Source organism: Sporosarcina siberiensis, assembly GCF_042681925.1.
Lineage (GTDB): Bacteria > Bacillota > Bacilli > Bacillales_A > Planococcaceae > Sporosarcina > Sporosarcina siberiensis.
This window is the reverse complement of record NZ_JBHUGI010000035.1, coordinates 40,665-53,153: the sequence shown is the minus strand read 5'-3', so window position 1 is coordinate 53,153 and position 12,489 is coordinate 40,665. Positions and strand designations below refer to the sequence as shown.

Sequence of the window (12,489 nt, the reverse complement as noted above, 5' to 3'; positions counted from 1 at the left end):
TTATCGTGCACATGTCCTTGTACAAGTAGTTGTTATTAAAAAAGTACGGGGAGAATATAAAACCATTATACCTTTTTGTGGTTTTACACATACTAGATTAGGGAACCTATAGCTGTGATAGCATTTAGAGAAAAAATTAGTATGAGGTGAGAAAATGCGTATTAAAAAAGCCCAGTCGATATTTATAGCCGGAAATGATACAGCTGTACTCTTACTCCACTCATTTACGAGTCATACACGTGACATGAATATGCTTGCCAAATCAATTCATGAGTCATTTGGATTTACTTGTTACGCTCCATTATATAGGGGCCACGGAGAAGAAGCGGAGGCATTAATTCCTTATACAATTGACGATTGGTGGGAGGATACTCTTGAAAGCTACCAGGAACTTGCGAAGAAATATAAACAAGTAACAGTCATTGGATTGTCAGTAGGTGGTGTTTTCGCTTTGAAATTAGCGGAACAATTTCCAATTGAACAGGTTATAGTCATGTCTGTGCCTATGAACAGTCAGCCATTGGAATTGAAAAAACGTGTAATTGATTTTGCATTCCGTTATAAGAAACTTGAAAATAAATCTGATCAGCAGATAAAGATAGAATTAAAGAGGTTTGATTCAATGCCTTTGGATTCCTTCGAACGCTTTAAGCAATTCATTAGTGAAACAAGAAATGAATTAGATAAGATTACGGCTCCAATTGCTGTTTATTATGGCGGGCGAGATGAAGTTACTTACGAAGAAAGTGCATTTGAAATTGCGGATAACGTTTCTTCAAAAACAATTCAATTGGAAAAATTTTATAATACATCACATCTGATGACGTTAAGTAAGGAAAAGGATCGATTGTTTGAGCAAATACATCAATTTCTCAGTCCGCAAGCCTGATTAAATAAATGAATCACAATAACTTTTTTGGAACCATTGGCTTTCCTAATTGTTTTGAAATCTTTTGAGAATATCTAGTTTATGTTTATCTAAAGAGGGGAATGTTTCCCCTAAGAGGTGATATTAATGGGATTCTACAAAAAAAATAAGAAGGAAATCATCACACTTCAGCTGATTTCTCAAATCCTAGGTAAAGTCAAGGTTGAATATGCTGCACAGGAACCGCAGTGGGCGCATGTGATTCTTGATATTACTCCGCGTGGATTTTCCACGGGGCTACTTAAATACAATGATTCACATTTTGAAATCGAAGTGGATTTAATTAAAAGTATAATCGTGATTAAAACAGAAGAAAATGACACGGATATAAAGCTTACGGATGGAAAGTCGATTAGCGAATACTATCAAGAGATCATGAACACTGCAGCCGCTGTGGGATTGGCACTTTCTATCCATACAAAACCGCAGGAAATGGAGACGAAAACGCCGTTTGAAGATGATATTGTTCATTATCACTATAAAGAAGATGTGGCAAGACAGATTCTCAAGTGGTTCCAGTTTGCATGGGATGCTGAACAGCAGTTCATTGCGCCGTTCAGACAAAGAAAGGTTTATCCTGGACTTTTCTGGGGGACTTTCGACGTATCTTGCATCGTTATTTATAACGAGTTCGAACCTTTTCCAGATGACAGTAAAGTAATTGAACGGGCAGCTTTCGATGAGCATATGATAGAGTTCGGTTTCTGGTTGGGCGATGATGATTTCGAACATCCTACGTTCTTCACCCTTCCTTATCCTTTTGTGGAAGGTGTGGAGTTGGAAACGGATGATTCGTTCCCACCTGAAAGTTACTTCAGTTCCAAGATGGCTGAATACATTTATGAAATGAAAGATAGCATCGACCAAGCTGAATCTGGAGAAGTCATTCGCTTCATGGAAGCTTCGTGTAGAAAGTCATTCGAATATTTAAAATGGCAAAATACAGAACACAGCTTTGTGGAGTTGAAAATGGAAAAGAATAAAAAACAATGAACATGATGCGCCTTGGTTTTATTCCAAGGCGTATTTTTTATACTCCGATAGTTCAAAAATTATTTTGCACATACTGCTTCTTACTAAAGAGTCCAATTCGTATATGAATTGGACTCTTTTCAAACTCATTTAGTTATTTACTAGTGATCAACACGGATTAATAATCAGCTAGGTTTACTAATTTTAGAATTAAGTATAGGATTCCGCTGTTCTCCTGTATAAAATACCATTTGTAGTCTAATAATAAAGGAGATGGGGTTAAATAGACCTTGAAAATAGTATTTAAAGGTACACGAAAACACTGAATAGAGGTGGGTTACAATGGATGAAAAATATCCGGAAGATGAAAAGCAAATGAAGGATCATAAAACATATGACCCGAGCCGTCGAAAGTTTTTAAAGAATACAGGATTAGTAGCTGGTGGAGTTGTAGGGGGTTCGTTTCTAGGTGGACTATTAACGAACAATTACACAAAGAAAAATGAAATAGTAGCCAAACCTGGTACAGAAAATACCGCAGACTTCCAAGAAGCATTGCAGTTTTTTACGCGTAACGAGGACTTTGCAGTACTTCAGGCGGCTACAGAACAAATCTTTCCAAAAGATGAGAATGGACCGGGTGCAATTGAATTGAGAGCACCCTATTATATTGACAAGCAGTTAGCCGGACAGTGGGGAGTAAATGCTAAAGACTATCGATTAGGCCCATTTATTACTAAGACTAAAATTAGTGAAAGACCTGAAGAAAAGCGAGGAGAACAATCGATTTTGGATCGAGGAAGTATTTTTCTACTTGGACTAAGAAAAATGAATGAAGAAAGCATGAAACGATTCAATATCACTTTTGACAAAGCCAATGAAACACAACAAATCGAAATACTTCAAGATTTTGAAACTGGGGAAATAAAATTGAATGGTTTATTATCACAGGAATTCTTCTTCTTACTTCAAAGATCTACAATAGAAGGCGTTTACTCGGATCCACTATACGGCGGTAATAAAAACATGGACGGTTGGAGAATGAAGGAATTTCCTGGCGCACAAGCATCTTATACTGCAGTAATTGAAAGTGAAGACTTTGTGAAAATGGATCCGGTTAGTTTAAGAAACTATCAGGGACATTAATCATATGTTCATAAGGAGGAAATTCCATGGTAAAAAAACTCGGTAAAGTCGATGTGGTCATAGTAGGATCAGGATGGACAGGTGGAATTATTGCGGCTGAACTTACAAAGGCAGGCCACAAAGTTATCATCCTTGAACGTGGTAAAGATAAAAAGCACGAAGATTTTATTGGTACAAAGGACGAACTTCGTTACTCACAACGTTATGATTTGATGCAAAATCTTCATAAAGAAACAATCACATCAAGAAGTGAACTATCTGAAACGGCACTACCGGTACGAAATAATGTGAACGCAAGATTGGGTGAAAACACTGGAGGAGCCGGCGTGCACTGGAATGGATGGAGCTTTCGTTGGCTGCCTTATGATTTTGAAATCTACAGTAAAACAGTCGAGCGTTATGGTAAGGAGAAGATTCCAAGCCATTCAACAATCCAGGACTGGGGGATTACCTATGATGAGATGGAACCGTATTTCGATAAGTTTGAGAAAACCGCTGGAATATCGGGAGAAGAAAATCCACTTGGACCGCCACGCTCCGATAAATATCCAAATCCACCACTAAAAACTACACCAGCTATTAACTTGTTTACTAAAGTAACTAAAGAATTAGGATACCATCCTTACCGGATGCCATCTGCCAATGTATCGCAAGCGTATGAAAACCCTGACGGAGAAAAGCTGAACGGATGCGTGTATTGTGCATTTTGCGAAGAATACGGTTGTGATTTTGGTGCAAAAGCGGACCCGATTATAACAGTGCTTGCAACTGCAAGAAAAACGGGGAACATGGAACTGCGTAACGAAGCAAATGTAACGGGGGTCAGCCATAATGGAAAACGTGCGACTGGCGTCATTTATGTGGATACGAGCACTGGACAAGAATACGAACAACCCGCTGATATTGTAGTACTTGCTGGATTTGTCTTTACGAATACAAAGTTACTCTTATTATCTAAAATCGGTGTTCCATACAATCCAGAAACGGGTAAAGGTATTATCGGTAAAAACTTTACCGGTCATTTCTCAAATCTCTCTACTTATATCGGGGCACGCGGATTCTTTGAAGATAAGAAATTTAACCTCTATATGGGAACGGGTGCGATGGGTGTTACCATTGATGATTTTTCAGGGGATCATGAAGATCATACAAATCTCGATTTCTTGCATGGTTTTGAAATCCACTTTAGTCAGTTAGGTTCAAGACCTATTTCTAATAATCAGGTACCAAAAGGAACGCCTACATGGGGTAAGGAGTTTAAGAAAAACTCATTGCATTATACGAATCGGAACTTGTTTATCACATCACAAACTGGATTTCTACCTAATAAGTACAGTTATTTAGATTTAGATCCAACCTATAAAGATGCACTTGGCAATCCACTCTTACGTGTAACTGTTAAATATATGGAAGAGGATATTGAGCGATCTAAATATGGGGTAGCCCGATGTGAAGAAATCATGAACAATATGGGCGCGGATATTGTTGATGTAGACGTAGTTCAAGACGACTTACAATTTGACCATAAGTTTTATACAGATCACTTTATAGGTGGTGTGATTATGGGTCCGAGTGCAGCAAATTCTGCGGTCAACACCTACTCGCAAATGTGGGATATGGAAAACTTATTTGTAGTTGGGGGCTCGTCTTTTCCGCACACGAGTAGTTACAATCCTACTGGAACAATTGGAGCTTTTGCCTATCGTGCTGCTGAAGGAATGATTACCTATTTGAAAACGGGTGGTTTACTGACCGAATTGAAGCAAGCAGAAAATGCATGATTATTAAAAAGTGAACTGTACCCCGAATCTTGAATTCAGGGTACAGTTCACTTTCACGTTAAAGAGACATTTTATTAAGTACGTTACCTTCTGTGCAAAGGATAGCAAGTTCACTCCTACCGTAATTACTCCAAATCCTATATAATGGTAATAGTAGATAGCAGATTCGTTTGATCTGTTGTGTTTTTTTAATATTGGTTACAATAGGAGGGGAAATTGTGGCGCGAAAAAGGTACAGCAATATGGATCCAAAGGCGACACCAAATACCTTGAAAGATCTAATTGGTTGGCAAAGAGAGCGAAGGGCAAAAGTGAAAGATGAAAGCTATAAAATCGGACAAGCTGAATTTAAACAACAAAAGATGCTCGCCAGCAAACACGATGAACTGACGATTACTTGGATTGGACATTCCACATTTCTTTTGCAAATCGCTGGTTTGACGATTATAACGGATCCTGTATGGGCAAAGCGAATGGGATTTAGCCCAAGACTTGAAGAACCGGGCCTCACTTTGGATGAACTTCCAACGATTGATGTTGTATTGCTATCGCACTCGCATTACGATCATTTGCATATCGGATCTTTGAAGAAACTTAAGGGCTCGCCCGTGGTGTTAGTACCAGTTGGGCTTGGACGCAAGATGCAAAAAGTTATGAAGGGGAAAGTCGTACACGAGTTCAAATGGTGGGACAAAATAATGATTGGTGCTGTCGAATTCCATTTTGTTCCTGCGCAGCACTGGACAAAGCGTACACTTACCGATACGAATACATCTCTTTGGGGCGGATGGGTGATTAAACAGATCACAGAATCCTCGCATGAGGACAGTCAAGAGGACGACACGATTTACTTTGCCGGGGATAGCGGTTATTTTACTGGATTTCAAGACATTGGGAATCGATTCCCTCATATATCCTATGCCCTTATGCCAATTGGTGCATATGAGCCGGAATGGTTCATGGGCATTCAGCATGTTACCCCGGAGGAAGCGTTGCAGGCTTTCGTTGATGTTGGTGCAAAGGTGTTTATTCCTATGCATTATGGGGCATATCGATTGGCTGACGACACAACAAAAGAAGCATTGGATCGGTTGTTGATGGAGTGGGAGAAGAGAGCATTCGAAAAAACTCGTCTACGATTGCTTAAGCACGGGGAGACCTTGTTGGCTGTTGCCGAAGAAAACGTACCATTGGTTTTTGAGTAACTTATTCAATTTATTAACATATCGGGACTTGCCTTCCTAAAGTACGCAGTTGGAAATATGGTAGGGGATAAATTCCTCAAGCATTTCTGATTGTGTATTTTTCTGTATACTGGAGGAAGATATGCTGTATATAACTGTATTTAAATAGTGCGCATGTATTCATCCAAAGGAGATATTAAAATGAAAATAGGAATAATAGGCACGGGTAATATTGCGAAGTATTTATTGGAAAACATAAATAAGAATCGAAAGTTAGAAGGTAAGATTGTTGCCCTATTTGGGAGAAATGAAAAAGTCGGACAGTTGTTAGCTGAACAGTACAATGCAGACTTTTTCACAGATTTCAAAATATTTATTAACTCGGAAATGGATATTGTTGTTGAAGCAGCAACAATTGGCGTCACGGTTCAATACATTAAAGAAGTTTTAGAAAGTAAAAAAGACGTCATCATAAGTAGCATTGGTGCCTTCAATGACAATGAATTCTTGAAGGAAATGAAAGAAACAGCTCAGTTGCATACCAAACATATCTACTTGCCGTCAGGAGCAATTGGTGGATTGGATCTTTTGCAATCTGCAAATTCATTAAACGGTCTTAAAGAAGTAAGCATTACTACAAGAAAGTCGCCAGAATCATTAGGTTTAGAAGGAGTTACTAAAGAACAGTTATTATTTGACGGATCTGCGCGGGACGCAATTGAAAAGTTTCCGCAGAACATGAATGTGGCCCTGTTACTCTCTATCGCAGGAATAGGTGCAGAGAAAACGAGGGTTCGAGTACTTGTAGATCCAACAATTGAACGTAATACACATACAATAGAAGCAGATGGTGATTTTGGGACTATGCTTCTGACAATAGAAAACAATCCGATGCCTGACAATCCAAAAACCAGTTATCTTGCAGCATTGAGCATATTATCTACATTGCAAAATAAAAACCAGTCAATTTCAATCGGAAGCTAAATGCTCTGCCCGATTGAAATAGCACAAAGAAGTCATGTTGGTCGTTCATCTAAATAACGATATAAAGTAGATTTGCTAATCCCTGTTTCTTCTTTAATATCAAAGAGTGTATAATTTTTGCTATCATACATAGCAAAAGCCCTTTGTAAATTGTCGTCTGATTTACGTGGTCTACCTATAGAAACTCCTTGTTGTTTGGCGGCTTGAAGTGTAAAAGTAGAAGAATGACTATGAAACATAGACTGAAGTTTCACGAAAAAGGCAACACTTTGAAGTAACGAAGCTTTCTGCAACGATTGACTCGTTAACTGTTCATCGAGGAAATGAATCGTAATTTGATCCCGTTCTGCAAGTCTTAAAATATCTGAAAGTTGCTGAAGAGAATCTGCTAATACGAGAAGATTTTGGACAAACAAATCGTCCCCTTTTTGAACGTTCATTAATAACTGCTCAAGGTCTGTTCTCTTTCTAGCTAGTCCGTGTTTCTCTATAACTAATGTATCTAAGTTAAGTTCTGTTAATTGTTGTGTGCATTTCTGATCCTCGACAATTGGGCGGATATAACCGTATCTCATTTACTCTCTCCTAACTTCCCAAAACCATTCCCTTTTGGGATTAAAAATGATATGATATCTACATTCTAACATTGGTATAGGGTTTTTGTAACCTTAGTCATCATGAGAGGGGAACAGTATGCATACTTTAAAACAAGAATGGTTTGGGAATACCCGTGCCGATATTTTAGCAGGTATCGTCGTTGGACTGGCACTCATTCCTGAAGCATTGGCTTTTGCGTTCATTATGGGGGTAGATCCACGTGTGGCTCTATATGCTTCCTTTACAATGGCAGTCGTTACTGCATTTGTTGGTGGACGAACTGGCTTAATATCAGCTGCGACAGGCGCGATGGCATTAGTGCTCGTCAGTTTAATGGCAAACCATGGTCTGCAATATGTACTTGCAGCAACAATCTTAACAGGGATTATACAGTTAATACTTGGAGGATTAGGTGTGGCGAATTTAATGCGCTTCATCCCGAACTCCGTCATGCTTGGATTTGTGAATGCGTTAGGAATCATGATATTTATAACGCAAATGCCTTATTTACTCGGGTCGACAAGTATGACCTATATATTTGCGATTGTAACATTAATATTAGTGTATGCAATTCCAAGATTTTTCACAGCTATTCCTGCACCACTCATTGCGATTGTCGTCATGACCAGTATTGCGCTTTTCAGTGGTGTAAAGTTACAAACGATAGGTGATCTTGGGACGATGCCGAATTCATTGCCGACGTTTTTCTTTCCAGATATTCCGCTAAACTTTGAGACACTTAAAATTATTTTTCCATATGCTTTAGCATTATCGATTGTTGGCCTATTGGAATCTCTTCTTACATCTCAAGTCTTAGATGATATGACGGATACATCTAGTAACAAAAACAAAGAAGCACGTGGTCAAGGAATCGCGAACTTTGTCACTGGATTTTTTGGCGGAATGGCAGGTTGTGCTTTAATTGGTCAATCAATCATTAACGTTAAATCCGGCGGTCGAGGACGATTATCAACATTTACAGCAGGTGCATTTCTTATGTTTTTAATTATCGTTTTAGGGGATATTGTTATAAAGATCCCGATGCCTGTACTTGTAGGTGTTATGATTATGGTAAGTGCGACAACATTTAATTGGGGTTCATTTAAATTTCTAAAACAAGCTCCTAAATCGGAATCACTCGTTATGCTGCTTACAGTTGCTATTATTTTATATACACATAATTTAGCGATTGGAGTTGTAGTGGGTGTGATATTGAGTGCGTTATTCTTTGTTGCAAAGATTTCCCGCGTAACTGTGGTGGATGATTCGGGAGTATATAGCGTAAGGGGACCTTTGTTTTTTGCATCAACGACTAGGTTTATAGAATCTTTTGATAACGTTACAGAAAATGCAATCGTTATTAATTTTGAAAACAGTCAATTGTGGGATGAATCCGCAGTTGGTGCAATATTTAAAGTGAAACAGAAGCTTGAGCAAAAAGGTGTAAATGTACAGATTCAAGGGTTAAATTCTTCGAGCAATCAATTATATCAGAAGTTAATATGAGGGAGGAATTGACATGAAGATTGCTGTAGCAATTGACGGTTCTGAAAATGCAACAAGGGCTGCAAAGCATGCTATTACACTTTCACAATACGTACCAGAAGCTCAATTAGATATCATATGCGTACTGGATTATGATAAAGCGAAAGAGGATCGCCTGTTCACCCAAAGTCCAGAAAGCTTATCCTTAAAACGGGAGAGAAAAGTGAATCCTGTTTTGGAATTAGCAAAAGCGGCTGGAGTGGAGACAAAGGTTACGATGTTAAAAGGTAATCCAAGTCAGGAAATTATAAAGTATGTAAATCAAGAGGGAATCGACCAACTCGTTATTGGAAGTCGCGGCTTAAGTACTTTTCAAGAGATGATACTTGGAAGCGTCAGTCATAAAGTAATGAAACATGTGAGTTGTCCAGTAACGATTGTGAAGTAATTGTCTTTTGTATGTCGGATTAGTGCTCATACACCCAGTTTTTTCGAGATAGTGGGTCATGTTTCCTTGGAAGTGACAGCTAAGCCATGTATATTTAAGTCATATGATTAGCTGAAAGTGTGGAGATTGTTTGACTAACTTACTATATTTCATTATCGTTGTTTCGTTTCTGGATACTTTTATCCAGCTTCCTATAATAACTCCTTTCGCGCTAAGTTTAGGCGCAACGCATTTATTGGCAGGTTCTATTGTCGCTATCTATTCGTTAAGCAATATGATTGGTAACGTTGTGGGTGGTCACTTGATTGACCGGTTTGGACGTAAAAAACTGCTGTTTACAGGTATGATTACAGTGTCCATCACATTGCTATTTTATCCGATTGCACAAACAGGAGAACAACTGCTTTTAATCCGATTTCTTCATGGTTTGTTTGGCGGTGTTTTGATTCCCGCGGCCTTTGCATATGTGGGAGATCATTCGAAAACCGGATCTAGAGGGAAGACGATGGCTTTAACGGGTGGCGCGATCGGTATTGCAGCGATTGTTGGACCTGCACTCGGAGGCGCTATGGCGGCCAATGGGAAAGTAGAATACGTCTTTTGGTTCGTTGCGATATTATTCTTAATATGTTCCGTTTTAATAAGTAAATTTGTAAAAGAATCGTTTGTGACAACCGAGAAAGGGAAATTTACTTTTACTCAATTTACTCCACTCCTTAAACATCCATTGATCATACAAGCATCTTTAGCAGCCTTTGCACTTATGATCAGTAATGGAACTTTGGCATTTGCTCTTCCTTTAAAAGTGAATGAAATGGGAATGTCCTCGGCTACGACAGGTATTTTACTTAGTACATACGGAGTGGTCGCTCTCATTATCTTTTTAACACCATTGAATCGTATATATGACCGATTTTCTTCTATTGGATTGGTTATTTTAGGAATCAGCTTTATTGGATTTGTGCATGTCATGCTGAACTTTGTGAATACGTATTGGATTATTCTTCTATTGATGTTGGTGTACGGAGTAGGGTTCGCCTTTATCTTCCCAGCAATGAATCGAATCGTTGCTGAGGCTTCAACGAAGATGGATCGTGGAAAGGCATATGGAATATTTTATGCGTTCTTCTCATTGGGCGCGGTAGTCGGATCTTTTGTTTCGGGAGCTACTTCTGAAATATTTGGTCTTCCATTTCTCTCAAGTGCTTTTACAATGTTATTGATTGCTTTAATTTTGTTCATTTCTTCAAGAAGAACACGCAAGAGTAATTGAAAGCTTACTAATTAAAAATGTCATATGTATTGTACTAAGGTGGACTCAATCGAGTTCACCTATTTAATTTGCAAAATCTTCAGATTTTCACTATTACTTTCATCTAATAAAAATACGGAAGTACGTGAAGGTTAGTATATAAAAGTATCATGATATTGAGCAACAAGAAGTGTTGAAGAAAATTTTGGCAGAAGGTCATGAAGTTACTACTCTCATTTGTTTACCAAAAATAGGGTAGGAAATACTAGTAGATATTGGCGATGAAACTTAAAAAACCACAATCAATATTGCCGTAGATATAATAGCACGAATAAAATCGGGTAGCAAATGGCCATAAAAGCTATGCTGAAACCCGCGAATTTATTTCCTTCTTTCCAGGTTGAATATGCTAATTTACATGTATAGTATATTAAATAAATGGAAATTAAGCCCACGGTAAAAATCAAACTAATCATTCCCGCCTTTTAAATAATTTATTCTGGTTTATCCTGTGCCCCAAGATTTTCAATCTTTATATCAAAAGTCACTTCAACTTCCGCATCTTTATATTTTTCTTCCCAATTATAATTTTTATATTCGTCAAGCGTCCAAAAATGGCGCCGTGCTTCCAAATACCACTCAAACGGTTCACTCTCAAATTCCTTTTGTGTTTTTTTGATAAGCTTCCTTGCATCATTTTCCAAACTTTCTTTGATGGACTTTTTAAGCTTATTTTGGTTACTTAAGTTAGTTGAATAATTTTCCAAACTAGGATTGGAGAATATTTGTAACTTTACAGGTATCATTACCTTAACTTTAGGAATGTCACTTTTTACGTTCATTTTCACTTTATTTGTTCCTTGCTTCATTATTTGGACAGCGATACGATATTCGTCTTGAATCGGATCGGGGAATGATTGAGCATAATAGTTTGCTACTGTTTTTCGTCTTAGTAGTAGTGCTGTTCTTGTTTCTGCTCCAGTTAACGTCCCAATCATTTTCCCTTTGTTAAAAACAGCTGATCCAATCATCTGCACTGGATCCCCGCCATGTTCTGGAACTTGGCCTGCCAAATAATCGGCTTCATTTTTTCGAAGTTCTTCCTGTTTTTCTGTTGTTGCATAGGCAGACAAAAAGAGTTGTCCCTCCTGCTGTTGGAAATAGCTATTCAAATCAGAGATAGGAACATAACCAGCGTCTTTCCATTCTTTTATAATGAAAGAATAATACTTATGAGGCCGTGTTTCTAGTTTCGGTTTGTTTTCCCTTATAAATGTACTAGCCTTTTCTTTCGTAATGATGATGTTGTTTGCAAGCCTCATTTCGGGACTAACTAAGGAGGAAGCAATGACATGGTGAAATAATTCTGTTTTAGCCAATTCCTCCCCAACGATAATTACTAGTAAATGGTCAAACGAGATCTTTCGAGCGACAACTACATTTGCAAGCTCTTTTGCCGATATGATGTCAGGTGCTGTAAATGTAACGATATCACTAGAAGGTTCATTTGGGGCATCTGCGATGTCAGATGTTCCAACTTGTGGATTCGCCATTTGAAAAGTTACATCAATCAAATTGTCTTCATTCTTATCAAGTCCGATCGCGACAACAAAACCTTGTTGTTCCAATTGGACTTTCCCCCAACATCCTGATAGGGGAAGAGTAAACAAGATGCTAACAATAGCCGTAATAAGGATACGGAATTTCATTCT

11 protein-coding genes are annotated in these 12,489 nt (G+C 38.2%); 9 read left to right on the top strand and 2 right to left on the bottom strand.

What is annotated here, in order from left to right; translation table 11 throughout:
• Positions 1-154 precede the first annotated feature (154 nt).
• The 6 genes from ACFSFY_RS15865 to nadX all read left to right on the top strand — a co-directional run bounded on the left by ACFSFY_RS15865 (position 155) and on the right by nadX (position 6,995).
• On the top strand, positions 155-889 hold the full coding sequence (locus tag ACFSFY_RS15865; RefSeq protein ID WP_381539737.1) for an alpha/beta hydrolase: 735 nt from the start codon (positions 155-157) through the stop codon (positions 887-889).
• 126 nt (positions 890-1,015) lie between these two features.
• Positions 1,016-1,921, top strand: coding sequence for a DUF5996 family protein (locus ACFSFY_RS15860; protein ID WP_381539735.1), 906 nt, complete (start codon positions 1,016-1,018; stop codon positions 1,919-1,921).
• Positions 1,922-2,242: 321 nt separating this feature from the next.
• Positions 2,243-3,046 (top strand): gluconate 2-dehydrogenase subunit 3 family protein, encoded by an 804-nt coding sequence (locus tag ACFSFY_RS15855; RefSeq protein ID WP_381539733.1) that lies wholly within the window; start codon positions 2,243-2,245, stop codon positions 3,044-3,046.
• Between the two features lie 26 nt (positions 3,047-3,072).
• Positions 3,073-4,827, top strand: a complete 1,755-nt coding sequence (locus ACFSFY_RS15850) for a GMC family oxidoreductase (RefSeq protein ID WP_381539731.1) — start codon at positions 3,073-3,075, stop codon at positions 4,825-4,827.
• A gap of 242 nt (positions 4,828-5,069) precedes the next feature.
• A complete protein-coding gene (locus tag ACFSFY_RS15845) occupies positions 5,070-6,032 on the top strand; it encodes an MBL fold metallo-hydrolase (RefSeq protein WP_381539920.1) in 963 nt (320 codons plus the stop codon).
• A 180-nt stretch (positions 6,033-6,212) separates the two neighbouring features.
• Positions 6,213-6,995, top strand: a complete 783-nt coding sequence (gene nadX / locus ACFSFY_RS15840) for an aspartate dehydrogenase (protein WP_381539729.1) — start codon at positions 6,213-6,215, stop codon at positions 6,993-6,995.
• A gap of 32 nt (positions 6,996-7,027) precedes the next feature.
• On the opposite strand, the gene ACFSFY_RS15835 is transcribed toward nadX, so the two are convergent.
• The gene (locus tag ACFSFY_RS15835) at positions 7,028-7,570 is read right to left on the bottom strand and encodes a recombinase family protein (protein WP_381539727.1); all 543 of its coding nucleotides are present in this window, start codon (positions 7,568-7,570) and stop codon (positions 7,028-7,030) included.
• 118 nt (positions 7,571-7,688) lie between these two features.
• On the opposite strand from ACFSFY_RS15835, the gene ACFSFY_RS15830 reads away from it, so the two are divergent.
• The 3 genes from ACFSFY_RS15830 (at position 7,689) to ACFSFY_RS15820 (ending at position 10,798) form a co-directional block, all read left to right on the top strand.
• Positions 7,689-9,098, top strand: a complete 1,410-nt coding sequence (locus tag ACFSFY_RS15830) for a SulP family inorganic anion transporter (RefSeq protein ID WP_381539725.1) — start codon at positions 7,689-7,691, stop codon at positions 9,096-9,098.
• Positions 9,099-9,111: 13 nt separating this feature from the next.
• Entirely contained in the window at positions 9,112-9,525 is a 414-nt protein-coding gene (locus ACFSFY_RS15825; protein WP_381539723.1) for a universal stress protein, read from the top strand.
• Positions 9,526-9,655: 130 nt separating this feature from the next.
• Positions 9,656-10,798 (top strand): MFS transporter, encoded by a 1,143-nt coding sequence (locus ACFSFY_RS15820; protein ID WP_381539721.1) that lies wholly within the window; start codon positions 9,656-9,658, stop codon positions 10,796-10,798.
• Between the two features lie 473 nt (positions 10,799-11,271).
• On the opposite strand, the gene ACFSFY_RS15815 is transcribed toward ACFSFY_RS15820, so the two are convergent.
• Positions 11,272-12,486, bottom strand: coding sequence for a Ger(x)C family spore germination protein (locus tag ACFSFY_RS15815; RefSeq protein WP_381539719.1), 1,215 nt, complete (start codon positions 12,484-12,486; stop codon positions 11,272-11,274).
• Positions 12,487-12,489: the final 3 nt, after the last annotated feature.